This is a genomic window from Paraburkholderia translucens (assembly GCF_020881035.1).
GTDB lineage: Bacteria > Pseudomonadota > Gammaproteobacteria > Burkholderiales > Burkholderiaceae > Paraburkholderia > Paraburkholderia translucens.
Window position 1 is genome coordinate 21,766 of the sequence record NZ_JAJITC010000019.1, and the last position, 22,577, is coordinate 44,342.

Genomic DNA, 22,577 nt, shown 5'->3' on the forward strand with positions numbered 1-22,577 from the left:
GTCCTACGCCGGAAAAAAATTAAAAAAGGCTTGTCATAACTGGCCGCGCGGTTCGACAAACGTGCAGATCACGAACGGAGCATGTTATGTCGACCGCGCACAGTCGCTCGAACCGTCAAGGTTTCAGACCGTTTTTTGCGCCCGCCGTCGCGCTGGCGCTTCTGGTTTCGAGCGGTTTTTGCATCGGTGCGGCCTCGGCAGCCGGTCCCCTCTGCGCCGCGCAGAGCCCCGCGCATCGGGTGGCGCTCGTCGAGCTGTACAGCAGCGAGGGCTGCGACAGCTGCCCGCCCGCCGACCGCTGGCTCGGTCAATGGAAAAGCGATGGCGCCGCGCATGGCATCGTGCCGCTCGCGCTGCACGTCGACTACTGGAACAACCTCGGCTGGACCGACCGCTTTTCACAGCATCGCTTCACCGAACGTCAGCAGACGCTGACCCGTCTCGCGGGCGCACACACGGTCTACACGCCGGAAGTGTTCGTCGCGGGCCGCGAGTTGCGCGACTGGTCGCAACGCGAGCGCTTCGAGCGCCGCATCGACGAACTCGTCGCCGAACCCGCGCAGGCGAGCGTCGCGCTCGCGTTGAGCCCGCATGCGCCCGGCGCATTCGCGGTCGACGCGCAGTTCACGAGCACGGCCGCATCCGCCGCCGGGCCGTTGAGCGCCTATCTCGCGGTCTATGAGAACGCGCTGACCTCGCAGGTCGGCGCGGGCGAAAACCGCGGTGCGACGTTGCATCACGAACGCGTCGTACGCGCATGGTTCGGCCCGGTACCGCTCATGGCCGGGCATGCGCGAATTCAACAGGATCTCGACCTACACGATCTGACCGGCGATGCGAAGCCCACTGCGCTCGCCAACGCCGCCGCCGACCGCTTCGGCGTGGTCGCGTTCGTCGAAAGCGACGCGAGCGGCGACGTGCTGCAAGCGACCGACCTTCCCGTTTGCCGCTGATCGACATCGCACAAGTCGCATTCTCTACCGCTTCCCGAGGAGAACCCCATGGCCACGCCCCACGCCTTGCGACCCGGCTCACCCGCCGCGCCAGCCACACCGAAGCGCGGCGCCATTCATCCGCTGTGGGTGCGCATCACGCATTGGCTGAACGCGCTCGCGGCGATCGTGATGATGCTGTCGGGCTGGCGCATCTACGACGCGTCGCCGATATTCCCGGCGTTCAGTTTTCCGACCGCGATCACGCTGGGCGGCTGGCTCGGCGGCGCGCTGCAATGGCACTTCGCGGCGATGTGGCTGCTCGCGGTCAACGGCCTCGTGTATCTATCGCTGAATCTCGCGAGCGGGCGCTTCGTGCGCAAGTTCCTGCCGCTGACACCGCGCGCGGTGCTGCGCGATTTCGTCGCCGCCTTGCGCGGCAAGCTGGCTCACGAAGATCTGCGCGTCTACAACGCGGTGCAGAAGTTCGCCTACCTGTTCGTGATCGTCGATCTGATCGTGCTCGTGCTGTCGGGGCTCGCGATCTGGAAGTCGGTGCAGTTTCCGCTGCTGCGTGAACTGATGGGCGGCTACGACAACGCGCGCGTCGTGCACTTCAGCGCGATGTCGCTGCTGGCGGCGTTTCTTGCCGTGCACCTGGCGATGGTCGCGCTCGTGCCGCGCTCGCTGCTTGCGATGCTGCGCGGACGCTGAAACGCCCGTGAACATGCTGACGAAAACGAAACGCGAATTCATTACGGATGCCGAATCATGAACAAGCCGATTGACAAAGCAGCGGACCATGCCGCGCAGCGCGGTGGTCACACGCTGGACCGCGCGTCGATCCTGATCGATGCGAAGCGCGAACTCGCGATGCCGTCGCGACGACTGTTCGGCAAGCAGCTATTGACGCTCGGCGGCCTGTCGATGCTGACCGGTTGCTCGCTGACCGACAACGCTTCCGTCAACCGCTTCCTCACCGCGGTGTCGCGTCTGAACGATCGCGCGCAGGCCGCGCTGTTCGATCCGAAGCAGCTCGCGCCGACCTACACCGAAGCGCAGATCACGCGGCCGTTTCCGTTCAACGCGTTCTACGGCATCGACGAGGTGCCGCACGTCGACGGCTCCGACTACCGGCTGAAGCTGAGCGGCCTCGTGACCGGCCAGCGGGTGTGGACGCTGCCCGAACTGTACGCGCTGCCGCACGCCGAGCAGATCACGAGGCATATCTGCGTCGAAGGCTGGAGCGCGATCGGCCGCTGGGGCGGCACGCCGTTCGGCGATTTTTTGCGGCGTGTCGGCGCGGATACGACGGCGAAGTACGTCGGTTTCAAATGCGCGGACGACTACTACGAAAGCATCGACATGCCGACCGCTTTGCATCCCCAGACGTTGCTGACGTTTTCCTACGACGGCGAGCGGCTCCCCGCGAAATACGGCTACCCGATGAAGCTGCGTATGCCGACCAAGCTCGGCTACAAGAATCCGAAGCACATCGTCGAGATATTCGTCACGAACACCTTTCCCGGCGGCTATTGGGTCGACCAGGGCTACAACTGGTTCGGAGGCTCCTGACGCATGCGGGCGCACGCGCGCTTGCGGCAGCGGCTTCGGAAGCACGCCGGCTCGAGCCGGTTTCGATTCATCCACCACCAACGGAGTCATCTCATGAAGAAGATTGCAGTCACCACGATCGCGCTGCTGATGCTGGCGGGCACCGGCACCGCCTTCGCGCAGGCGAGCGGCTCGATGTCCAACGACGCGATGTCGAAGGATGCGATGTCGAAAGATGCGATGTCCAAAGACAGCATGTCGAAGGACAGCATGAAAAAGGACTCGACGAAACACGATTCGATGAAAAAGGGCGGGGACGCGATGAAACACGAGGCGTCGGGCGCGATGGGCAACTGAGTCGCGAGCTAGGCCGTTTAGCGATCCTGCCGAGGCGCAGCCGCGCAATCGAAGGGAGTCCAACCTCCATGCGAGCCGGGGATGCGTCCCCGGCTTTTCTGTTGCAGGAAGACCAAAAAGTTACGATTCTGTCGCGCGACGCACCCGGCGCTTACTGCATAATGCGGTGCGCGCCGCAGCCTTGCGCCGTGTCATTTTGACCGAGGCTGCCGCCTCAGCCGTTTCGGCGCTTCCGGCGCCGCCCGTCGTCTTACCGTTGCACCAACATGTCCGCCAGCCTCGCCCGTCAGAGCGCATCGCCGATGCGCCGCCCGCCACCCCGCCCGAGGGCCATCGACGCAGGCGCGGCGCCTCGCGGGCATCGAGCGCGTCGCGCGGGTCGAGTCGCGACGGCGGGCTGAACGCATGTCGCTGCAACGTTCCGTTTTTTCTCTGCGTGGCTGGCCGCTGCGTCTGCCGCAGTCGCACAACGGCCAGATCGCCCTCGCGCTTGCCGTTGTATATCTCGTGTGGGGCTCGACGTATCTCGGCGTGTACGTCGCGCTCGACTCGTTTCCGCCGCTCCTGTTGTCGGGCTTGCGCAACCTGTTCGCCGGCATGGGTCTGTTCGTGTTCGCCGCACGTCGCAAGCCGCTCTGGCCGAGCTTCGCCGAAATCCGCAACGCGGGCCTCGTCGGCACGATGCTTGTAGGCCTGTCGAGCGGCATGCTCGCCTACGGCATGCGCTCGGTCGGCACCGGCACCGCGGCCGTGATGGTCGCGACCGTGCCGCTGTTCGCGGCCGTGATCGCCGCCGTCGCCGGACGCAAGATCGGCCGGGGCGAATGGTTCGCGGTCGGGCTCGGGCTGATTGGCATCGTGATTCTGAGTCACGGCGACAGGACGCCGGGCTCGGGCGCCGGTACGCTCCTGATTCTGTGCGGCGCGCTGTTCTGGGCTGGCGGCGCGCATCTGGCCGGGCAACTGAAGCTGCCGTCGGACCTGTTTGTATCGACCGCGTTGCAGATCGGCCTCGGCGGCGCGATATCGACGCTGGTCGCGTTGGCGGCAGGCGAGAGGATGCTCGAGCTGCATTTCCTGCCGCTCGTCGCGTTTCTCTATCTGATGCTGATCGGCACGATGGCCGCGTGGGTCGCGTACGGTTTTCTGATTCGCCACACGAGCCCGATCATCGCGAGCAGCTGCATGTACGTGAATCCGGTCGTCGCGGTCGCGCTCGGGGCGCTGGTGCTCGACGAGCCGATCACCCGCTCGATGGTGATTGCCACGATCGTGATCCTGATCAGCGTCGGCTTGTCTTTCTGGTTCGACTACCGGGGCAAGGACACGGTATAGGCACACGGTTCTGCCGATACCGGAGAGTCAGTGTAGGCAGGACATGCAGTTGACCGTGAAAGTACGGAGAAACCCGCCCCGGTATCCCGCGACGGGTTCTTCAAACGCTGCTGGCGGATCGCGGCTTATTTCGCCTTTTCCGCCTCGTTCGTCAAGGCATGGCCGCCCTTCGAAATATCTTCGCCGGCCCCCGCCATCGTATTGCACCCGGTCACAAGCATCGCGGTTCCCGCGAGCACAAGCAAAGCGATCAGTCGCGTCATGAAAGTTCTCCTTGTCGAGAATGCATCGGTTGAGGTGGTCCGACCGGGGCGCCAGTCGATCAGGTGTCCGTCCGGTATCGAACCCGCCTGATTGCATGGTAAAAAAGCGGGCGCGGCGCGTGTAAACTCGTTGTAACAAAATGTGAGCGGACTCTCACATGAAAACGGCGAGCGTTGGAATGCGCGCCGCGCAGCGATAGCATGGACCCGATGTTCATTCAATGTTTCGGGAGGAAGCCATCATGTTGAAGTGGGCACTGGTTTTCGCGGTCATCGCGGTGATCGCGGGTCTTCTCGGCTTTACCGGCATCGCGGCCGGCGCGGCGGCGATCGCGAAGTTCCTGTTCTTCGTTTTCGTCGTGCTGTGCGTGGTGTTTCTCGTGTTGGGCTTCGTGGTGACGAAGAAAATGATCGACTAGCACGGTGCATGGCGGCGGCAAGCCGTGCATTCATAGCAGGCGCGCGGCTTGCTCGTCATGGCTTCCTGGGGAACAAACGGGAGAATCGCGATGCTTCACTATGCCGTCGTCTTCTTCGTGATTGCGATCATCGCGGCTGTGTTCGGCTTCACCGGCATCGCGTCCGGCGCGGCCGAAATCGCGAAGATCCTGTTCTACATCTTCATCGTCGTGTTCCTGGTCACGTTGCTGCTCGGCGTGTTTCGGACGTAGCCGCTCTCGCATGCCTGGCGATACTGCGCTCAGTTCCCCGCTCGCGCCGGCAACCGCAGATGATTCCACGCGCCGAGTCCGGCAAACCCGATCCCTGCGATACTGACGCCTATCCATCCGAAAGCCGGCCACACGATCGCGCCGACACCCGAACCCAGCGCCCCGCCAATGAAATACGCGACCATGTACACGGTATTCACGCGGCTGCGCGCATCGGGCTTCAACGCGTAGATACGCGACTGATTCGAAATCTGCGCGGCCTGCACCCCGATGTCGAGGATGATCACGCCGACCACGAGCCCCGCGATACTCTTCGCCGACGCGCCAAAAATCACGAAGGCGATGACGACCAGCACCAGCGCCACGGTGATGATCGCACGCGGCCCGCGGCGGTCTGCGAACTTGCCGGCGAGCGGCGCGGCCATCGCGCCCGCCGCACCGACGATGCCGAACAGCCCCGCCGCCTGCGGCCCGAGATGAAACGGCGGGCCAGCGAGCAGCAACGCGAGCACCGACCAGAAAATGCTGAACGCCGCGAACAATGACGCACCGGTTAGCGACGCCTCACGCAGCGCGCGATGCTCGGTCACGAGATGCCACATCGACACGAGCAGCTTGCCGTACGGCAGCGCCGAGGTCGGCTGGCTCTTCGGCAAACGCAGAATGATGACGAGCGCGAGCGCGAGCAGCGCGACGACCGATGCGCCGAATACCGCCCGCCAGCCGAAGTATTCGCCGACGATGCCTGCCGCCGTCCGCGCGAGCAGGATGCCGAGCAGCAGGCCGCTCATCACGGTGCCGACCGCATGGCCGCGCTCGGACGGCGGCGCGAGCTCTGCCGCGAACGGCACGGCCTGTTGCGCGATCGTCGCGAGCACGCCGATCGCGAGACTTGCGACGATCAGCACCGTGAGCGTCGGCGCCGACGCCGCGACGACGAGCGCGACGCACATCCCGGCGATCTGCAGCAGGATCAACAGCCGCCGGTCGAAGCGATCGCCGAGCGGCGCGAGCAGCAGCATGCCGGCCGCGTAGCCGAGCTGCGTAACGGCCGGCACCGCGCCGACCCATGACGCGCTACCCGGAAACGACTGCCGGAAGTTGTCGAGTAACGGCTGGTTGAAGTAGATGTTCGCGACCGAGATACCGGCGATCGTCGCGAGCAGCAGCAACACGCCGCGCAGCGACCGGGTGGAGGAAGCGGAGGTGGAAGTGGAAGCGTTGGAGCTGGACATGACGGAGGCGGATCGATGGACCGGCCCATGCACGATCCTCAAGCGTGCCGATCATACCGGAGCGACGGGGTTCCTGCTGGCGGCCGTGACGACTGGCGGCGGCTTGCGCGAGCGGTCAAGCGAACCAGGCCCGCGACGCTCGCCGGTCATTCGCAACGCCGCACGGCGAGGCTGGCCCGCGCGTCCGGTGTCCGACTGTTGCGAAGCGTGTCGCGTGGTCACGCGGTTCGATTCAACCGATCAACGCGCCATGGTCGTGGAACGGATAGGGGCCGTCGGCCGCGTCGACATACGCATGATGCGTGACGATGCCCGTTGCCGGATCGTAGTAGTGCAGCGCATAGGCGGGTGGCTCCATCACGAACACCGAGGGACCGCCCTCGCTCAGATCGAGCGCGACCTGGTGCGCGGGCGCCGGAATCGCGCTCGCGATCGTACCGCCGAAGCGCACGAACATCGACCGATGCACGTGCCCGCAGAGCACGCGCTCGACGTTCGGGTGCCGGGCGATCAGCGCCGCGAGCTTGTCCGATGCCGCCTGGTCGAGCCGGATTTCATCCATATGGCCGATGCCGCAAACGAACGGTGGATGATGCAGCGCGACAACGACCGGTTTGCCGCGCGCCGCATCGAGCTGCTGGGCGAGCCAGGCGAGCCGCGTGTCGCACAGCATGCCGCCGCTCTCGCCGGGCACCAGCGAATCGAGCGCGATGACGCGCAGCGGGCCGACGTCGATCGCATACTGCACGAACTCGCCGCCGCTCGTCAGTTCCTCGCGCTCGGGAAACGCCGCGCGCAACGCCTTGCGTTCGTCGTGGTTGCCGACCATCAGGAAGCAGGGGATGGCGAGCGGCGCAAGCAGTGTCTTCAGGTGAGCGTATTGCTGCGGGTCGCCCTGATCGACGAGGTCGCCGGTGATCAACACCGCGTCGGGGCGCGGCCTGAGCGCGTTGAGCGCGGCGACACAGCGCGTGAGATAGGCGGCGGTATCGACGACACGATACGCGAGCATGCCGGGTTGCTTGATATGCAGGTCGCTGATTTGAGCCAGCAGCATGACAGAGATCCTTCGGGTTCTTTCGTGTTGAGCGCCATAATGCGGCGCCGCCTGTTCCTAAGTTAACGCAATGAGCGCGTCCTGCTCGATCGAAATGCCGACCGGCGTGCCGCGCGCAAGCTCGATACGACCCGCGACGTCGACAAGGAGCGGCTCGGGCGCGGCGCCGCCGATCGTCAGACGGGTGCGTTCGCCGAGAAACGCGGTGCCTTCGATACGGCCGCGCAACTGCGCGAACGCGGGGTCGGTGAGCCGCGCGTCCTCGGGGCGAAAGAAAATTTCGCGCGCGCCGTTCGCATTCCACGCACGCGCGGGCAACGGCACGGCGCCGCCGGTCGTCGCCAGCATGCCGTCGCGCGGTTCGCCCGCGACACGGTTGATCGTACCGACGAACTGCGCGACCGTGCGATTCGCCGGGCGATAGTAGATGTCGCGCGGCGAGCCGATCTGCTCGATGCGCCCCGCGCTCATCACGACGATCCGGTCGCCGAGTTCCATCGCTTCGGCCTGATCGTGGGTCACATAAACGGTCGTGATACCGAGTTCGCGCAACAGCGCATTCATCTCGCTGCGCAACGTGTCACGCAAACGCGCGTCGAGCGCGGTCAGCGGTTCGTCGAGCAACAGCACGCGCGGCTGCACTGCGAGTGCGCGCGCGAGTGCCACACGCTGACGCTGGCCGCCGGACAGTTGATCGATCGGTTTGTCGGCATGCGCGGTGAGCCGCATCATGTCGAGCAGTTCGTCGACGCGTTGCCGGGCGAGGGCGGCCGGCACGCGTTTGATCTTCAGACCGTAGCCGATGTTGCCGCGCACCGTCAGGTTCGGAAACAACGCGTAGCTTTGAAACACCATGCCGACTGCGCGTTTTTCGATCGGCAGCGCGGTCACGTCGTCGCCGCCGAAAGCGACGCGCCCGCCCGCGTCGGGGGTTTCGAGGCCCGCGATCAGGCGCAGCGTCGTCGTCTTGCCGCAGCCCGACGGTCCGAGCAGCACGAGGGTTTCGCCCGCGCCGATCGACAGGTCGAGCGGGTCGAGCACGCGCGTGCCGCGAAACGTTTTGGCGCACTGCGTGAGCGTGATGGGAACCGAGGTCAGTTTCATGGCGTGTCGATGGGCTTTGCGGGAGAATCCGTGCCGCGCTTTTTCGACGCGCTGCGCTGGCCGGTCGCATCGACGCCGAGCCATTGCATCGCGACGAGCAGCGGCATCGTCATGATGAAGAACAGGATCGTGTACGCGCTGCCGATTTCGATGCGCATCGACGCATAGGTGTCGGCGAGGCCGACCGGCAGCGTCTTCGTGTCGGGCGTGTGCAGCATCCACGTCAGGTTGAATTCGCCGATCGACAGCGTGAGCACCGCCAGCGCGCCGGCCACGATGCCGGGGCGTGCGTTCGGCAGCACGATCGTCACGAAGCGCGTGAAGAAGCTCGCGCCGAGGCTCGCCGCGCCTTCTTCGAGCGTGCGCAGATCGCTGCCCGCGCAGACCGCGGCGACCGCGCGCACCATGAACGGTAACGTGAACACCACATGCCCGGCGACGATGAACGCGGCGCTCATGCGAAACGCCGTGAAGCCGCCGTAGATCACGAGCAGCGCGAGCGCCGATGCGAGGCCTGGCAGCGCGATCGGCAGCACCAGAAACTCCTCGACGATGCGTGCGAAGCGCGTCTTGCTGCGCGCGAGCACATAGCCCGCTGGCACGCCGGTCAGCAGCGTGACGACGAGCGTCGCAGCGGCCACTTCGAGCGACAGCCACACCGAGTCGTGATACTGGGTCCACACCTGGACGAGCCAGCGCAGCGTGAGTCCGCTCGATACGCCCTTGAAGTAGTTGACCGTCAGCCCCGCGACGATCGACATGCCGACCGGCACGATCAGGAACGCGCACAACAGCAGGGTGACGAACCATTGACCGGCGGCGAGCCATGTTCGCGTGGAAGGCCATGCGCGTCGCACGCGGGGTCGCGCTGCCGGCTGCGAAGACGGTGAAGGGGCGGTGATCGAGTTCATCGGTAGAGGGTCGTTCCGTTCACGAACGTGGGGTTGCGGCGCCGCGACGCTCATGCGCTCGCCGCCACGCCCGAACCGCTCGCGCTGCGCGCGATCGCCAGCACCGCCCACGTGACGATGCCCAGCACGATCGAGAGGCCCGCGGCTGTCACCATGTTCGCGTTCAGCGTGAACTCGGTATAGATGGTCATTGGCAACACGTCGATGTCGGTGGCGAGCGTGAACGCCGTGCCGAACGCGCCCATCGCGGTCGCGAAGCACACGGCGCCCGCCGCGATCAGACCGGGCGACAGCGCGGGCAGCACGATGTCGCGCAGAATGCGCCACGGCGACGCGCCGAGCGAGCGCGCGGCCTCTTCGAGCGACGCATCGAGCTTGCTCGCGGATGCCATCACGGTGACGATCACGCGCGGAATCGAGAAATACAGATAGCCGAGAAAGAGACCGCTCATCGAATACGCGAACACCCAGCGGTCGCCGGCGAGCTTCAGCGACAGCGCGCCGATCAGCCCCTGACGTCCCGCCAGCATGATGACCATGAAACCTACGACGACGCCCGGAAATGCGAGTGGAAACGTCAGCAGTGCGAGCAGCGTGCGCTTGCCCGCGAACTCGCGGCGCGCAAGCAGGAGCCCCGCTACCACCGACAGCACCAGCGTGGCCGCCGTGACCGCCGCCGACAGCAGGACGGTCGCCGCGAGACTCGACATGTAGCGCGGATTCGTCAGCATCGCGCGATAGGTCGCGAGCGCGTGGCCGCCGCCGGAGAGCTGCGCGAGCGCGCCCATCGGCAACAGCCAGAACGCGATGAACACCGCGAGCGCCGGTGCGAGCAAGGCGATGCGCCAGCGCAGCGGGAACGTGACGTCGTTCAATGCATCACCTGCAGATAGCGCTCGCCGAAGGCCGACTGCTTGTCGGCCATCTTCGCGAAGTCCACGGGCCTGGCGCGCGCGTATTCGCTCGCGGGCAGGAACTGCGCGGCGGTGTCGGCGCTCATCGCGCTCGCGCGCACTGGCCGCAGATACGCCTGCGCCCACAGCTTCTGGCCTTCGTCGGAGAGCACGAAGTCGAGCACCTTCTTGCCGTTTGCTTCGTGCGGCGCGCCCTTCACGAGGCTCATCACGTACGGCACCGAAATCGTGCCCTCCTGCGGAATCACGAACTCGACGTTCGCGTGATCCTTGTACTTCGCGCGATACGCGTCGAAGTCGTAGTCGAGCAGGATCGGGATTTCTCCGGACAGCACGCGCGCGTAAGCGGTCTGCTTCGGCACGATGGGCGCGTTCGCCTTGAGCTTTCTGAACCATTCGAGGCCCGGCTCGAAGTTTTCGAGCGTGCCGCCGAGCGCCTGGTTGACCGCGACCGCGCCCGCATAGCCGACGAACGCGCTCGACGGATCGAGGTAGCCGATCATGCCTTTGTATTCGGGCTTCAGCAGATCGGCCCACGAGCGCGGCACCGGCTTGCCTTCGAGCGCGTCCTTGTTGACGAAGAAGCCGAGCGTGCCCGAGTGGATCGTGAACCAGTAGCCTTGCGGATCTTTCAGGCTGGCCGGAATGTCGTCCCAGTGCGCGGGCTTGTACGGCTGGATCACGCCCTTGTCTTTCGCCTGGAAGGCCGACGACACGCCGAGATACACGACGTCGGCGACCGGGCTTTTCTGCTCGGCCATCAGTTGCGCGATCGATTGCCCCGAGTTCTTGTTGTCGAACGGCACGCGAATGCCGGTTTTCTGCTGGATCGCCTTGATCTGGCTCGCCCAGTCGGCCCATTCGGGCGGGCAGTTGTAGCAGATCGCGGTTTCGTCGGCACGCGCGGCTTGCGGCGCGAGCGTGACGAGCGCCGTGCCTGCGACGATCAGGCTCACCGGCAGCGCGGCCGCGGCGGCGCGTGCGAGTTTTTGCCGGAGTGGTTCGAGCGAGGACGCGAAGCGTGAGGTCGAGCGGGTCACTGCAGGTCTCCTGTGTCGATCGGCGTGAGTGCTTCAGCACTTGCTCCGATCCGATACAACATAGTTGCGGGTGGGTGTGTTGCGTGAGTTCGTGATGACGCTGGTGTCGTGGATGCGTATGCCTTCATGCAGCTCTTCAGGCGAACGGTTTTTCCGTGGCTGACCGGGCGGCCGGCCCATAGGTCCGCAATGTTCCGTCGAGATCCACCTGCGAGGCGAGGGCCGCGATCGTGGCGCCTTCGCGCACGCTATGCGGCAAGGTCAGCGCAAGCGAGGTGACGGCGAGTGCGTGGTCTTTGCGTGCGCCGCCGATGCGCGCGAGCAGACGCTGCCACGCCGCGCGGCCGATCTCGCGATTCGGCGCGCAGATGCTGGCGAGCGGCGGCGACAGCAACTCGCCCATCGCGAGGCCGTCGAAGCCGAGAATCGACATGTCCTGAGGAATCTTCAGCCGCGCGCGACGCAGCCCGCGCATCACGACCATCGCGAGCAGATCGTTGCTGCAGAAGAGGGCGGTCGGACGATTGGCGCCGCGCGTCAGATGCGCGAGCACGGACGGGGCGAGTTCTTCCGCATTGAAGTCGACTTCGAGCGCGGGCGCGGGCGTGAGGCCCGCCTGCTGCATGGCCTCGGTGTAGCCGAGATGCCGCTGACGCGCGCGATCCGACGCCGCGAACGAGCCGGCCAGCATCAGGATGCGGCGATGCCCGTGGGCGATGAGGCGGCGCACGCCATCGTAGGCGGCGAGGCGATTGTCGACCGACACCGACGGACGCCGCACCGTGTCGTTGTGCATCAGCACGTACAGCAGGCCGGTGCGGTCGAACTCGTCGAGCAGCGGATGCGTGTCGGCATCGGCGACGGTCAGGATCAGCCCTTCGACCCGATGCTCGCGCAGCGTTTCGATGGCGTGACGTTCACGGTCTACGTCATATTGCGTGGTCATCAGCATTAGCCGATAGCCTTGCGCTGACGCGAGATCGTCGATGCCTTGCAGGCATTCGGCGAACACGGGGTTCGCGAGAGTCGGCAGAATCACGCCGATCAGCCGCGTGTGCTCGCCGCGCAATTGTCGGCCGAGCGGGCTCGGACGGAAGTTCAGCGCGTCGATCGACTGGCGTATCTTGTCTAGCGTGACAGGATTCACGGTATGCGGAGCGTTGATCGCGCGCGATACCGTGGCGATGGAAAAGCCCGCGTGGGCGGCGACATCCTTGATCGTCGGCGTCATCGGTTTGCGGTACGCTGTAAACGTTTTCGTGAGCGGATTATCGGGAACCTTTGTGACCTGACGATGAATGCCGGGTGCCGAAAGCGGCGCGGGTGCGGACGGCCCCGATCGGTATCCGCCCTGCCTGACAGGGCGCTCAGTCCGCGTGTTGTTGGGGCGGCCCGCCCGGCAATGATAGAATTCGCGACCACGCGCGATTGCGACCCCTGCCGGGGTGATGAAATTGGTAAACATAGCGGACTTAAAATCCGCCGCTTCACAGCTTGCCGGTTCGAGTCCGGTCCCCGGCACCAAATAGCCTACTGCCGATTGCCGTCGTTCACCAGGAAGCCCCGTCAGCTAAAGCTGTGCGGGGTTTTTGTTTGCCATAGTCTCCAAAGGTTCACCACCGATAACAACCCCCCGTCGAGGGGCTGTTCTTGGGGTTCTCACGAATCCAGCGCGCGGCGGGAAATACGCAGCTCCTACGGTCGCGCAAGACCGTGGTAGCAAACATGGCACTGTCCGATGTCACGATCCGTAACGCAAAACCGGGCAACAAACAGCAGAAGCCATATGACGGCGGAGGGCTGCTCCTGCACGTCACGCCAGCGGCTAGCAAGCGGTGGATTCTCAAGTACCGTTTCGCCGGAAAGGAAAAGAGCCTCGCGCTTGGCGTCGATCCGGACGTGCCGCTCGCTGATGCTCGCAAGCGACGCGACAACGCCCGCGAAACATTGGCGGCGAACATGGATCCGGGAGAGGCGAAAAGAGCCGACAAGCGCGCCGCCCGTCTCGCTGCCGCGAATTCGTTTGAAGTCGTGGCGCTCGCCTGGATGAATGAACATAGCCAGTCCGTCGAGACCGGCAGTACGAAGAGACACTGGCGCGCTTCAGGAATGACGCGTTCCCCTGGCGTGGCAAGCGTCCCATTGGCTACGACACCCGCACCGAAATCACCGGTCATGGTTTCCGGGCGATGGCGCGCACGATCCTGCATGAGGAACTGGGACACAAACCGGAAGTGATCGAGCATCAACTCGCGCACGCTGTACCGGATAGCGTCGGCTCGGCGTACAACTGGATAAAGTTCATCCGCGAGCGCCGCGAGATGATTCAGGAGTGTGCCGATTAACTTGAACGGATCAAGGCTGGGGCTGATGTCATCCCGATCACGGGGGAACGATAGGAAATGGGCCACAACTGGAACAGCGCGGCACGATGATGGAGGCGGGGGCGAAACATATCTGCACACTAGCCTGACTGCGGCGCAAAGTGCAAATTCCAGCGTGAATAAACGTTGGCATTTTGTTGGGTGAAAGCGAAAGTCTGGAGTTATTTATCGCACATTTTTAGGATGGCGATAGCAAGAAGGGCTACACGAATGTAGCCCTTTCGGTTCCTGCTTCAAGGCAGCGGAAGCTTGCTGTCTTCGAGCCGTCGCGGAGGATTGGCTCCCCAACGTGCTTTTATCTGCTCCGGAGTCTCCGGAGGCCATTTCACGCCCATGTTAATGATGCGATCGCGGATTTCGAACAGTTTGACACCTAATTCAGAGGTAGAGCCTACATGTTCTATTTGCGATTCCAATTGACTTGGGAATGAGATTCCATTGATGTTGTAAGTGTTGGGGTTGGCTCCGTGATCGAGGAGGTAATTGACTGCCCCGGTGTCATAGCCAGTTAGCGCTTCGTAGAGAGATGTGTTGCGCAATGAATCGCGCCGGTTCACATCCGCGCCACGCTCCGCCAGCAACTCGAGTGAGCCAGATGTCGACTCGTCCGCAACAAAGAAAATGATGGGTCGACGGCTCTCGATCATGGTGTTGGGATCAACCCCTGCGTCCAGCATCGCGCGCAGGAATTCCGGGTGGGAGCTGTTGAGCATAACCCCGAGGGGGCTGCCAAAATCCGGTACTTTCTGCAAGGGATCGGCTCCGGCCCTCACCACCTCCGACACAATCGCAAGCCGATGCGGATCTCGCTGCAACGCCTCCTGAAACGCAAAAAACAGCATCGTCATGTTCTGGCGTCCGGGCGTGTTCAGGTCCGTCTTCGGTGCCAGTCGCCGGACCTGCTCCATGTCAGCTCGTTCGATGGCCTGCGCCAGTTCGAGCTGCGGGCCGCTAAAGAAATCAGTGGCGGGGAATTTTTTCATTGCATGAACCACAGGGGATAGCGCCAGTAACAGCACCGGCATGATAAGGAGTCGGCTGAGTGTTTTCATCGCCTTCAGCCTCGTTATGACAGTGTTTCAAGTATGGAGATGTCTTCCGCTTTCTGCTGCTCGATGCCGTCTATTACCTCCGTGATGGAGTGCCGCGACATGGGTGAGCCACTGCCGGACAGGGCGTACGGAGTACCGGCTGCTTCGGGCAGGGGCGTCCACGTCTGTGCCACGGTCAGAATGTCACCGTTCACATGGTACGCATTGATGTTCGAAGGCGTGACCTGACCGCCGTAGTGTTCGACCGTGTTCGGGTGCAGGCCCGCTGCATTGAAGCTCCAGCAGTCCTTGCCGCTGGCGACGGATGCAGCCGCACAAAATTCTTTCGCGAGCGCCACTGATTCAGAAGTGCGGCCCATAACACTTGCGCTGCGCCTTAGAAGCTCGCACAAAAAAGCCGACTCCCGAGGGTCGGCTTGTGCATTCGAGCGAGGCTCTATCGATATTCATCAATCTCAACCGTGCCGCCCATGGCTTCCATCATGGTGCGAATATCGTCTGGCACATCAGGCACGCGGTCGCCGCTCTCGTTGTCCCAATAGCAGAAGAAGCGCATCTGCGCGGATGTGCGATCGATAAGTTCGCGCAGATCGGCACGGGGTAGCGCGAGGCGGTCTACCAGATAGCGAAGATGAGGCGTTAGTTCATCGCTCGTTATCGCTTCCGCGCTCGAAACGCTCCATGTGCCTTGCCGCCAAGGAACACTGCTCATCTTGCCGGACGGCATTACCCTGGGATGCCCTTTGGCTCCCGCGCGAGATGGTGATACACCAAAATAGTTCGTCCAGAATTCGGGCGGCTTGGTGTCCTGATAGATCGTGAATGATGCGTAGGCGAGTTTGTGTTCAGGTGCCATCTCTGTTTCTCTCAGGGTGCCCAGCTATGCATGTTGTCGATGATCGCCCCTCTGAACTCGACATTTCCATCGTCGTGCCAAATAACATTGTCGTCCCCGCGCAATCGATTGTCTTCTTTCATCACATGGATCATCCTGCCAAAGGTCTTGCGGTCATACCCCAACATCTTCGCCGCATAGTTTGGGTTGTTCGTGCTCGCTGCGAGTTTAACGTCATCGCCGGTCAACGTATCGGGCACATACTCAAACGGCTGCGCGTCGCCGAGCGGCGTTGATGCGCTTCTATCGCCAGCCCTCGCTGCTCGCGTAGCGGCTAACTGGGCTTGCCAGGTGGCCGGATCGTACTGGGCGGACCTCGCGAGATTCCTCAACGGCGTACTGCTGTAGGCTGACGGAAACAGGCTATCAAGCGGTCCTTTAATGACGAGCAGTTTGCCCCGGCGAACCTCTTCGAGAAGCGCAACGAAGACCCACCAGCCATCGGTGTCAGGGTTGCGATCCCGCACGTTGTGAAAGAACAGCCAGCTCCGGCCAATGAGCTTCCTGATCAGTTTCCCGTCCTTCTCCCATTGCCTGCGGTTCAGGTCGGCAATACCGAGAAATTCGCGGGTTTCTGCCCTGGCTTTCCCGAGGTCTGCGGCCTTCCCGAGGCACGCCTTGTAGTGCAATTCGTTACAGATGACATAACGTGCACCCAGTGGCTTCTGGCAGCACAGTTCCACCGAGAACATCTCAAATACGGACAGGGACATAGGTGTGCCGACGGTTGATCTGAAGTCGCTGCCGGGGTTGACAGCAGTCAGATGATTACCGTGCGACAGACATTCGTACATGGGCGACGGCCCAAAATCTCCGCAGCTCTTAACGAAACAGAAAAAAGCACCCGCCAGAACGTTGCGGTTCTTCGTGCCCGCAGTGCGAATGATCGCGAGAAGGACCCGCGCCGCCAATCTGCGGCTTTTTCAGTCGCTGGCGGTACTCGCAAGCAGGTTATTCACGCGCCGCCGTCTGCGTCAGCGCTGCGCGTATGTCAGCGAGCGCATCCTCGAACAGACCAAAAATGGAAGCCGGGCGCGGGCCGGCGGCGGAGCCATGCCATTGTCAGCGCATCGGTCACAAGGTCCGCCGCCATGCGCGGCTTGACGGACCAGCCCACGATTTCCCGGTTGAACAGGTCCAGCGTGACAACCAGATACAACCAGCCTTCGTCCGTCCAGATGTACGTAATGTCCGATGTGAGCACCTGATTGGGCTCGGCCGGCGTGAAGTTGCGGTTCAACACGTTCGGCGCGACCGGCAGTTTGTGCCGCGAATCGGTTGTCAAAGGAAACGGCTGCATAACCCGGGGCCTCTGGAAGGCAAAAATCGAGGGAACCTCAGACAGCAAAAAGGGCTACACGAATGTAGCCCTTTCGGTTCCTGCCTCAAGGCAGCGGAAGCTTGCAGTCATCGAGCCGTCGCGGAGGATTGGCTCCCCAACGTGCTTTTATCTGCTCCGGAGTCTCCGGAGGCCATTTCACGCTCATGTTGATGATGCGATCCCGGATTTCGATCAACTTGATGTAGGTCGGCGAAGTGGGCGCGGATACATTATCGGCAATGCGCGTTGATAGCGCCTGAGGAAACGACAGGCCATTAATGTTGTAGGTGTTTGGGGTTCGCCCCGTGGTCCAGCAAGTAGACAATTTGATCCAGTGCGCGGTGCGTCAGCGCTTGATACAGCACTGAATTACGCAACGAATCACGCCGGTTCACGTCTGCGCCACGCTCCGCCAGCAACTCGAGTGAGCCAGATGTCGACTCGTCCGCAACAAAGAAAATGATGGGTCGACGGCCCTCGATCATGGTGTTGGGATCAACCCCTGCGTCCAGCATCGCGCGCAGGAATTCCGGGTGCGAGCTGTTGAGCATAACCCCGAGGGGGCTGCCAAAATCCGGTACTTTCTGCAAGGGATCGGCTCCGGCCCTCACCACCTCCGACACAATCGCAAGCCGATGCGGATCGCGCTGCAACGCCTCCTGAAACGCAAAAAACAGCATCGTCATGTTCTGGCGTCCGGGCGTGTTCAGGTCCGTCTTCGGTGCCAGTCGCCGGACCTGCTCCATGTCACCTCGCTCGATGGCCTGCGCCAGTTCGAGCTGCGGGCCGCTAAAGAAATCAGTGGCGGGGAATTTTTTCATCGCATGAACCAGAGGGGATAGCGCCTGCAACAGCACCGGCACGATAAGAATTCGGCTGAGTGTTTTCATCGCTTTCAGCACCGTTATTCAAGGCAGCGGAAGCTTGCTGTCATCGAGCCACCGCGGTGCGTTTGCCCCCCAGCGCGCCCGTATCTGTGCCGGTGTCTCCGGGGGCCATTTCACGCCCATCCTGATGATGCGGTCCCGAATCGCGATTAGCTTTTTGTAGGTCGGGGAATTGGGCGCGGATGCGTTATCGGCAATGCGCGTTGATAATGCCTGAGGAAACGACAGGCCTTTGATATCGTAGGTGTTGGGGTTCGCCCCGTGGTCCAGCAAGTAGTCAATTTGATCCAGTGCGCGATTTGCCAGCGCCTCATACAGCACTGAATTACGCAACGAATCGCGCCGGTTCACATCCGCGCCACGCTCCACCAGCAGCTTGAGTGAGCCAGATGTCGACTCTCCTGCGACAGAGAATATCAATGGATCTCCCTTGTAGACCAGATTAGGATCAACGCCCCCGTCCAGCATCGCGCGCAGGAATTCCGGGTGCGAGCTGTTGAGCATAACCCCGAGGGGGCTGCCAAAATCCGGTACTTCCTGCAAGGGATCGGCCCCGGCCCTCACCACCTCCGACGCAATCGCAAGCCGATGCGGGTCGCGCTGCAACGCCTCCTGAAACGCAAAAAACAGCATCGTCATGTTCTGGCGTCCGGGCGTGTTCAGGTCCGTCTTCGGTGCCAGTCGCCGGACCTGCTCCATGTCACCTCGCTCGATGGCCTGCGCCAGTTCGAGCTGCGGGCCGCTAAAGAAATCAGTGGCGGGGAATTTTTTCATCGCATGAACCAGAGGGGATAGCGCCAGTAACAGCACCGGCACGATAAGGAGTCGACTGAGTGCTTTCATCGCCTTCAGTCCCGTTATGACAGTGTTTCAAGTATGGAGATGTCTTCCGCTTTCTGCTGCTCGATGCCGTCTATTGCCTGCGTGATGGAGTGCCGCGACATGGGTGAGCCACTGCCGGACAGGGCGTACGGAGTACCGGCTGTTTCGGGCAGGGGCGTCCACGTCTGTGCCACGGTCAGAATGTCGCCGTTCACATGGTACGCATTGATGTTCGAAGGCGTGACCTGACCGCCGTAGTGTTCGACAGTGTTCGGGTGCAGGCCCGCTGCATTGAAGCTCCAGCAGTCCTTGCCGCTGGCGACGGATGCGGCCGAACACAGGCCGCCGCCTAGCGAGTGTCCGGCAATATCAATTGGCGAGGGATCATCGCGCAGCTTTTCCCCAATATTTACGGCTCGCCTATAGTAAGGCGATTCCATATCCACGCTTTGGCTCAAGTTGTTCGACCAGTCGCCCAGGCTCGTCATTTCGGTTCCCTTGAAGGCGAGGGTGGGCTTCATATCGTTGCCGAAGACCGCCGCATCCGGTTCGTATAGCTGCGCCCTGAAGTTCGAGCCCTCGATTTCCAGGTCTTTTGGCTTCAAGCGATACTGCCGTAGAAACTCCATATCCCCGCTGCGGTTCGCCCACCCTTCGGGCATTGGTTTGGACGGCTCGTAGACATGATCGGAGAGTCTGGCCTTCTCCACCGCGATATTGTTGCGTGCGAGCCGTTCAGCCGCTGCCCGCACGCGCCCTGACATGGTCCCATTGCCCGCCGCAATCAGCGCCTTGCGCGTCTGCCACCGCTGCGCCTTGGTCAGCACCTGTGGTATCTCGATGCTCGGCGGTGTCGTCCTCGCTGCGCGCGCAGCGGCTAACTGGGCTTGCCAGGTCGCCGGATCGTACTGGGCGGACCTCGCGAGATTCCTCAACGGCGTACTGCTGTAGGCTGACGGAAACAGGCTATCGCGTGGGCCTTTAATGACGAGCAGTTTGCCCCGGCGAACCTCTTCGAGAAGCGCAACGAAGACCCACCAGCCATCGGTGTCAGGGTTGCGGTCCCGCACGTTGTGAAAAAACAGCCAGCTCTGGCCAATGAGCTTCCTGATCAGTTTCCCGTCCTTCTCCCATTGCCTGCGGTTCAGGTCGGCTATCCCGAGAAATTCGCGGGTTTCTGCCCTGGCTTTCCCGAGGTCTGCGGCCTTCCCGACGCACGCCTTGTAGTGCGATTCGTTACAGATGACATAACGGGCACCCGGTGGCCTCTGGCAGAACAGTTCCACCGAGAACATCTCAAATATGGACAGGGACATAGGTGTGTCGACGGTTGATCTGAAGTCGCTGCCGGGGTTGACAGCAGTCAGATGATTACCGTGCGACAGACATTCGTACATGGGCGACGGCCCAAAATGGAAACCTGAGCAACGGTCGAAAGATCGGAACTGCTCTGCGACTTCCTCCAGACTCAACAGTCCCGCCAGCGCGTACAGTTGATCGACGCGGATAACAGCAGTGTCGGGCATGGCGTGCGCGCGCAACGCAGTGAGGATTTGCTGTGCGCGTTTGCGCGTTTCTTTTACGGTGTCGCGTTTCCCGGCTCGTATCAGACCGTGTGTGCGGCCACCGTCAGGACAAAGGTTAGGCGTGGTCGACGTGCGGCAGTAGCACCGCGAAGGGGCTCAGCGAGTAGTCTCGGCGACAACGATTAGCAGCGGGACGACAGGTGCATATCGGCGGGCCCAACCGGACTCGAGCGAGGCTCAGCGGTTGGGTGGGTGGTGGATCATTGGCAATTGAGTGGGCGTTGCGCTGGAAAAGGTATCGCTGGCAAAGGCCGTCGGCCGCGTTAACGTGGCGTCATTCACGCTGTCACAATCTACGATCATTCGCACGCCGACACGATGGCTGCAGAACGGCATCATGTGGCTGTTGCGCAGGATCGAAGAGCCGGATTATTACCCCGACGCCTACGATCTCGAAGCCGCATTAAGCTTGCTGCTCTTCGTCGTTGCCTATGCATTCACTACCCTTATCGTGGTTTCTGCCAGTGTTGTTGTATGGCGGCGTTGCATGCACCCACGGCGTTAAGGTCGTCGGTTCGGAAGACTGCGCGGGACCTTCACGGATGCTCAGGTTCGCAACGCGATGCCGCCAGATAACGCTGAGGAGGGCGGGGCTGCGTCAGGTATGGACGGGGCGCGATACGGCCACGCTGACCCAGCAGGGTACGACGAAGCTGGCCGAGGCGATCAATGTCAGATCCGACATGGCCGACAAAATCGGCCTGTCGCTCGACATGGCCGTGCCGTTCGGGTTCGCGGGCTCGATCAAGGCTGCACGCGCGGGCAGCATCACAATGGGCCGGATCAACCTGCAAATGCACGAGGCGAAGGCCCATCATCCAAACCTTGGGGGGGGACGATCCTGAAGCACGTTGAAAAGGATGAAGCGTGGCTCAGAAACAGGTTGGAACGCGAACCGAAGCGAAAGATCGTATCCTCCTTTACGAGTCTTGAGCAGGCCGAACGCGCGATTTCGGAAGCGTTGCACTGATGCAGCGCGAATCACAGCCTGGGCTCGGACAGCACCTCCCATGTCTACACCCGATGTGACTAAAAAATAGTAGCGGGCGACGTTGGTTATGGAATAGCCAGGAAAACTGGCAAGCTGACGCGGATGAACAAGGTTATCGTTGTTCTGAAAAACGAGACCTACAATGGCATGCCTTATTACATCCTTGGCGCCTATATCGAATGAGAAAGAGATGATCTCAAAAGATCGTTACCCTGCAATGCGCCACGCAATTAATGTGTATTTCGGTCAGGACTTTGAGCTGTTTGGCGATACAGTTCCAGAAATTGTCGCGCGCTATAAAAGAGATGACTCTCATAGACAGGCGGATTTGATTCGTGAAATAGACTCGTTCGTAGGCGAACACCCTGATGACCTGGATGCCGCCTTCGAAAGAGATCACGGTTCAGCTTTCGACCCGCAATTATGGGGCTACACGACCTCAGCATTCCTTGACGAGTTGAAGCGCCTCCTGAGCGAGCAGTTCACCAGTCGTCGCGCGTGGGCGATCGCATGCCGTCCGGCGCATCCACGCGTGGCGAAGTACGCATTGGTCCCGAGACATCTGCATGAGGGGCAGTCAGCATTGTTCCAGCCGGCAACGCGAACACCTTCACGGACCATTAGGCGTCCCGATGTTCGTGTGTCTTCGTGTCTGCATTGCAGGTGTATGTGGGCAGCAACCGCCTCGACCACCTGCACCATGGCCGACCGGATCGTTCGGAATGCGTCGTTTCGTAGCGGAAACAATGACTCAAGGCGAATCCGGCACTTCGGCTTCTGATTGTAGCTGGCAGTTCGCTACCGGTTTTTCATGCCGGTCGTCATCAAACCGTCACCAGTTCGGGCGGGTCCATTTTCCCGCCAGCGCCAGCCGCTACCTCAGCGCCGGGACGTGCGGTATCAGACCAAAGTCCGATACCGCCGACAACCTAGTACGTCTAATCTATTAGCCGAACCGGTCGCCTGACCTCGTGGTGGCGGATGATGCTCGCCTGTTTCGCGCCGCCATACCAATTGCGCGAAAGGAAGCCGCACGACGAGGCCAATGATCGAGGCATTCGTGCACGTTATTTGTGCGGCTTGAACGTGACCCAACGAGGCGCGTCTGATGAGCGAAATCGACCCGGTGCGAAAGTCGGAAGAACTGCGCAGCTTCCTGTTCCTGACCGTCGTCATGGTTCCCGTGCTGACGGTAGTGCTGATCGCGGCATATGGGTTCGCGGTGTGGTTTTACCAGCTGCTGATCGGCGGGCCGCCGCACTAACC

At 62.3% G+C, this 22,577-nt stretch carries 26 protein-coding genes, 1 tRNA gene and 3 pseudogenes; 14 read left to right on the top strand and 16 right to left on the bottom strand.

Annotated features, from left to right (window positions below; all coding sequences use genetic code 11):
- Nucleotides 1-86 precede the first annotated feature (86 nt).
- The 5 genes from LJ655_RS26515 (at nucleotide 87) to LJ655_RS26535 (ending at nucleotide 4,178) form a co-directional block, all read left to right on the top strand.
- Nucleotides 87-953 carry a DUF1223 domain-containing protein gene (locus LJ655_RS26515; protein WP_230564132.1) on the top strand — a complete coding sequence of 289 codons (867 nt, stop codon included), beginning with the start codon at nucleotides 87-89 and terminating at the stop codon, nucleotides 951-953.
- Between the two features lie 48 nt (nucleotides 954-1,001).
- A complete protein-coding gene (locus LJ655_RS26520) occupies nucleotides 1,002-1,646 on the top strand; it encodes a cytochrome b/b6 domain-containing protein (protein ID WP_230564133.1) in 645 nt (214 codons plus the stop codon).
- A gap of 57 nt (nucleotides 1,647-1,703) precedes the next feature.
- Nucleotides 1,704-2,507, top strand: coding sequence for a molybdopterin-dependent oxidoreductase (locus LJ655_RS26525; RefSeq protein ID WP_230564134.1), 804 nt, complete (start codon nucleotides 1,704-1,706; stop codon nucleotides 2,505-2,507).
- Between the two features lie 93 nt (nucleotides 2,508-2,600).
- Nucleotides 2,601-2,843: a pentapeptide MXKDX repeat protein gene (locus LJ655_RS26530; RefSeq protein WP_230564135.1), complete on the top strand. Its 243-nt coding sequence runs from the start codon at nucleotides 2,601-2,603 to the stop codon at nucleotides 2,841-2,843.
- A 405-nt stretch (nucleotides 2,844-3,248) separates the two neighbouring features.
- On the top strand, nucleotides 3,249-4,178 hold the full coding sequence (locus LJ655_RS26535) for an EamA family transporter (RefSeq protein ID WP_230564136.1): 930 nt from the start codon (nucleotides 3,249-3,251) through the stop codon (nucleotides 4,176-4,178).
- Nucleotides 4,179-4,303: 125 nt separating this feature from the next.
- Here the strand turns inward: LJ655_RS26535 and LJ655_RS26540 are convergent, their stop codons facing one another.
- Nucleotides 4,304-4,441, bottom strand: coding sequence for an entericidin A/B family lipoprotein (locus LJ655_RS26540; protein ID WP_230564137.1), 138 nt, complete (start codon nucleotides 4,439-4,441; stop codon nucleotides 4,304-4,306).
- A 242-nt stretch (nucleotides 4,442-4,683) separates the two neighbouring features.
- Here LJ655_RS26540 and LJ655_RS26545 point away from each other — a divergent pair, with 242 nt between their 5' ends.
- Nucleotides 4,684-4,860, top strand: coding sequence for a DUF1328 family protein (locus LJ655_RS26545; RefSeq protein WP_230564138.1), 177 nt, complete (start codon nucleotides 4,684-4,686; stop codon nucleotides 4,858-4,860).
- A 90-nt stretch (nucleotides 4,861-4,950) separates the two neighbouring features.
- Complete coding sequence (locus LJ655_RS26550) at nucleotides 4,951-5,112, top strand: DUF1328 domain-containing protein (protein WP_230564139.1); 162 nt, start codon at nucleotides 4,951-4,953, stop codon at nucleotides 5,110-5,112.
- 29 nt (nucleotides 5,113-5,141) lie between these two features.
- Here the strand turns inward: LJ655_RS26550 and LJ655_RS26555 are convergent, their stop codons facing one another.
- From LJ655_RS26555 to LJ655_RS26585, 7 genes are all read right to left on the bottom strand, one after another.
- Nucleotides 5,142-6,347, bottom strand: coding sequence for an MFS transporter (locus LJ655_RS26555; RefSeq protein WP_230564140.1), 1,206 nt, complete (start codon nucleotides 6,345-6,347; stop codon nucleotides 5,142-5,144).
- Nucleotides 6,348-6,579: 232 nt separating this feature from the next.
- Nucleotides 6,580-7,404, bottom strand: a complete 825-nt coding sequence (locus tag LJ655_RS26560; RefSeq protein ID WP_230564141.1) for a phosphodiesterase — start codon at nucleotides 7,402-7,404, stop codon at nucleotides 6,580-6,582.
- 57 nt (nucleotides 7,405-7,461) lie between these two features.
- The gene (locus tag LJ655_RS26565; protein WP_230564142.1) at nucleotides 7,462-8,508 is read right to left on the bottom strand and encodes an ABC transporter ATP-binding protein; all 1,047 of its coding nucleotides are present in this window, start codon (nucleotides 8,506-8,508) and stop codon (nucleotides 7,462-7,464) included.
- Nucleotides 8,505-9,419, bottom strand: a complete 915-nt coding sequence (locus tag LJ655_RS26570) for an ABC transporter permease (RefSeq protein ID WP_230564143.1) — start codon at nucleotides 9,417-9,419, stop codon at nucleotides 8,505-8,507. The genes LJ655_RS26565 and LJ655_RS26570 overlap by 4 nt, the downstream gene beginning before the upstream one ends.
- 50 nt (nucleotides 9,420-9,469) lie before the next feature.
- Nucleotides 9,470-10,294: an ABC transporter permease gene (locus LJ655_RS26575; protein ID WP_230564144.1), complete on the bottom strand. Its 825-nt coding sequence runs from the start codon at nucleotides 10,292-10,294 to the stop codon at nucleotides 9,470-9,472.
- Nucleotides 10,291-11,373, bottom strand: coding sequence for an ABC transporter substrate-binding protein (locus LJ655_RS26580; protein ID WP_230564145.1), 1,083 nt, complete (start codon nucleotides 11,371-11,373; stop codon nucleotides 10,291-10,293). The genes LJ655_RS26575 and LJ655_RS26580 overlap by 4 nt, the downstream gene beginning before the upstream one ends.
- Nucleotides 11,374-11,509: 136 nt before the next feature.
- On the bottom strand, nucleotides 11,510-12,604 hold the full coding sequence (locus tag LJ655_RS26585; RefSeq protein WP_230564146.1) for a substrate-binding domain-containing protein: 1,095 nt from the start codon (nucleotides 12,602-12,604) through the stop codon (nucleotides 11,510-11,512).
- Nucleotides 12,605-12,812: 208 nt separating this feature from the next.
- On the opposite strand from LJ655_RS26585, the gene LJ655_RS26590 reads away from it, so the two are divergent.
- Nucleotides 12,813-12,897: transfer RNA gene (locus LJ655_RS26590), tRNA-Leu, on the top strand.
- A 201-nt stretch (nucleotides 12,898-13,098) separates the two neighbouring features.
- Nucleotides 13,099-13,718, top strand: a pseudogene (locus LJ655_RS26595) (tyrosine-type recombinase/integrase).
- A 272-nt stretch (nucleotides 13,719-13,990) separates the two neighbouring features.
- On the opposite strand, the gene LJ655_RS26600 reads toward LJ655_RS26595, so the two are convergent.
- The 8 genes and pseudogenes from LJ655_RS26600 to LJ655_RS26635 all read right to left on the bottom strand — a co-directional run bounded on the left by LJ655_RS26600 (nucleotide 13,991) and on the right by LJ655_RS26635 (nucleotide 20,260).
- Nucleotides 13,991-14,809, bottom strand: coding sequence for an ankyrin repeat domain-containing protein (locus LJ655_RS26600; RefSeq protein WP_230564147.1), 819 nt, complete (start codon nucleotides 14,807-14,809; stop codon nucleotides 13,991-13,993).
- 14 nt (nucleotides 14,810-14,823) lie between these two features.
- Entirely contained in the window at nucleotides 14,824-15,168 is a 345-nt protein-coding gene (locus LJ655_RS26605) for a Tle-like phospholipase domain-containing protein (protein ID WP_230564148.1), read from the bottom strand.
- Nucleotides 15,169-15,245: 77 nt separating this feature from the next.
- On the bottom strand, nucleotides 15,246-15,665 hold the full coding sequence (locus LJ655_RS26610) for a DUF4279 domain-containing protein (RefSeq protein WP_230564149.1): 420 nt from the start codon (nucleotides 15,663-15,665) through the stop codon (nucleotides 15,246-15,248).
- Between the two features lie 11 nt (nucleotides 15,666-15,676).
- A complete protein-coding gene (locus LJ655_RS26615) occupies nucleotides 15,677-16,615 on the bottom strand; it encodes a hypothetical protein (protein WP_329959738.1) in 939 nt (312 codons plus the stop codon).
- Between the two features lie 92 nt (nucleotides 16,616-16,707).
- A pseudogene (locus LJ655_RS26620) lies at nucleotides 16,708-16,995 on the bottom strand (DDE-type integrase/transposase/recombinase); the annotation flags it as partial.
- 305 nt (nucleotides 16,996-17,300) lie between these two features.
- Nucleotides 17,301-17,915 carry an ankyrin repeat domain-containing protein gene (locus LJ655_RS26625; protein WP_230564150.1) on the bottom strand — a complete coding sequence of 205 codons (615 nt, stop codon included), beginning with the start codon at nucleotides 17,913-17,915 and terminating at the stop codon, nucleotides 17,301-17,303.
- Nucleotides 17,916-17,933: 18 nt separating this feature from the next.
- On the bottom strand, nucleotides 17,934-18,755 hold the full coding sequence (locus LJ655_RS26630; RefSeq protein WP_230564151.1) for an ankyrin repeat domain-containing protein: 822 nt from the start codon (nucleotides 18,753-18,755) through the stop codon (nucleotides 17,934-17,936).
- Nucleotides 18,756-18,769: 14 nt separating this feature from the next.
- On the bottom strand, nucleotides 18,770-20,260 hold the full coding sequence (locus LJ655_RS26635) for a Tle-like phospholipase domain-containing protein (protein ID WP_230564152.1): 1,491 nt from the start codon (nucleotides 20,258-20,260) through the stop codon (nucleotides 18,770-18,772).
- Between the two features lie 274 nt (nucleotides 20,261-20,534).
- Here LJ655_RS26635 and LJ655_RS26640 point away from each other — a divergent pair, with 274 nt between their 5' ends.
- From LJ655_RS26640 to napE, 5 genes and pseudogenes are all read left to right on the top strand, one after another.
- Nucleotides 20,535-20,825: a hypothetical protein gene (locus tag LJ655_RS26640; RefSeq protein WP_230564153.1), complete on the top strand. Its 291-nt coding sequence runs from the start codon at nucleotides 20,535-20,537 to the stop codon at nucleotides 20,823-20,825.
- Between the two features lie 37 nt (nucleotides 20,826-20,862).
- Entirely contained in the window at nucleotides 20,863-21,165 is a 303-nt protein-coding gene (locus tag LJ655_RS26645) for a hypothetical protein (protein WP_230564154.1), read from the top strand.
- A 38-nt stretch (nucleotides 21,166-21,203) separates the two neighbouring features.
- Nucleotides 21,204-21,494, top strand: a pseudogene (locus LJ655_RS30420) (RNase A-like domain-containing protein).
- Nucleotides 21,495-21,501: 7 nt separating this feature from the next.
- Entirely contained in the window at nucleotides 21,502-22,092 is a 591-nt protein-coding gene (locus LJ655_RS26650; protein ID WP_230564155.1) for a contact-dependent growth inhibition system immunity protein, read from the top strand.
- A 327-nt stretch (nucleotides 22,093-22,419) separates the two neighbouring features.
- Entirely contained in the window at nucleotides 22,420-22,575 is a 156-nt protein-coding gene (napE, locus tag LJ655_RS26655; protein WP_230564156.1) for a periplasmic nitrate reductase, NapE protein, read from the top strand.
- Nucleotides 22,576-22,577 lie beyond the last annotated feature (2 nt).

What these genes read in the sequence shown, in the direction of transcription:
- LJ655_RS26515 (WP_230564132.1), top strand. Translation starts at nt 87, where the DNA reads ATGTCGACCGCGCACAGTCGCTCGAACCGTCAAGGTTTCAGACCGTTT.
- LJ655_RS26520 (WP_230564133.1), top strand. Translation starts at nt 1,002, where the DNA reads ATGGCCACGCCCCACGCCTTGCGACCCGGCTCACCCGCCGCGCCAGCC.
- LJ655_RS26525 (WP_230564134.1), top strand. Translation starts at nt 1,704, where the DNA reads ATGAACAAGCCGATTGACAAAGCAGCGGACCATGCCGCGCAGCGCGGT.
- LJ655_RS26530 (WP_230564135.1), top strand. Translation starts at nt 2,601, where the DNA reads ATGAAGAAGATTGCAGTCACCACGATCGCGCTGCTGATGCTGGCGGGC.
- LJ655_RS26535 (WP_230564136.1), top strand. Translation starts at nt 3,249, where the DNA reads ATGTCGCTGCAACGTTCCGTTTTTTCTCTGCGTGGCTGGCCGCTGCGT.
- LJ655_RS26540 (WP_230564137.1), bottom strand. Translation starts at nt 4,441, where the DNA reads ATGACGCGACTGATCGCTTTGCTTGTGCTCGCGGGAACCGCGATGCTT.
- LJ655_RS26545 (WP_230564138.1), top strand. Translation starts at nt 4,684, where the DNA reads ATGTTGAAGTGGGCACTGGTTTTCGCGGTCATCGCGGTGATCGCGGGT.
- LJ655_RS26550 (WP_230564139.1), top strand. Translation starts at nt 4,951, where the DNA reads ATGCTTCACTATGCCGTCGTCTTCTTCGTGATTGCGATCATCGCGGCT.
- LJ655_RS26555 (WP_230564140.1), bottom strand. Translation starts at nt 6,347, where the DNA reads ATGTCCAGCTCCAACGCTTCCACTTCCACCTCCGCTTCCTCCACCCGG.
- LJ655_RS26560 (WP_230564141.1), bottom strand. Translation starts at nt 7,404, where the DNA reads ATGCTGCTGGCTCAAATCAGCGACCTGCATATCAAGCAACCCGGCATG.
- LJ655_RS26565 (WP_230564142.1), bottom strand. Translation starts at nt 8,508, where the DNA reads ATGAAACTGACCTCGGTTCCCATCACGCTCACGCAGTGCGCCAAAACG.
- LJ655_RS26570 (WP_230564143.1), bottom strand. Translation starts at nt 9,419, where the DNA reads ATGAACTCGATCACCGCCCCTTCACCGTCTTCGCAGCCGGCAGCGCGA.
- LJ655_RS26585 (WP_230564146.1), bottom strand. Translation starts at nt 12,604, where the DNA reads ATGACGCCGACGATCAAGGATGTCGCCGCCCACGCGGGCTTTTCCATC.
- LJ655_RS26600 (WP_230564147.1), bottom strand. Translation starts at nt 14,809, where the DNA reads ATGAAAACACTCAGCCGACTCCTTATCATGCCGGTGCTGTTACTGGCG.
- LJ655_RS26605 (WP_230564148.1), bottom strand. Translation starts at nt 15,168, where the DNA reads ATGGGCCGCACTTCTGAATCAGTGGCGCTCGCGAAAGAATTTTGTGCG.
- LJ655_RS26610 (WP_230564149.1), bottom strand. Translation starts at nt 15,665, where the DNA reads ATGGCACCTGAACACAAACTCGCCTACGCATCATTCACGATCTATCAG.
- LJ655_RS26625 (WP_230564150.1), bottom strand. Translation starts at nt 17,915, where the DNA reads ATGAAAACACTCAGCCGAATTCTTATCGTGCCGGTGCTGTTGCAGGCG.
- LJ655_RS26630 (WP_230564151.1), bottom strand. Translation starts at nt 18,755, where the DNA reads ATGAAAGCACTCAGTCGACTCCTTATCGTGCCGGTGCTGTTACTGGCG.
- LJ655_RS26635 (WP_230564152.1), bottom strand. Translation starts at nt 20,260, where the DNA reads ATGCCCGACACTGCTGTTATCCGCGTCGATCAACTGTACGCGCTGGCG.
- LJ655_RS26645 (WP_230564154.1), top strand. Translation starts at nt 20,863, where the DNA reads ATGCTCAGGTTCGCAACGCGATGCCGCCAGATAACGCTGAGGAGGGCG.
- LJ655_RS26650 (WP_230564155.1), top strand. Translation starts at nt 21,502, where the DNA reads ATGATCTCAAAAGATCGTTACCCTGCAATGCGCCACGCAATTAATGTG.
- napE (WP_230564156.1), top strand. Translation starts at nt 22,420, where the DNA reads ATGAGCGAAATCGACCCGGTGCGAAAGTCGGAAGAACTGCGCAGCTTC.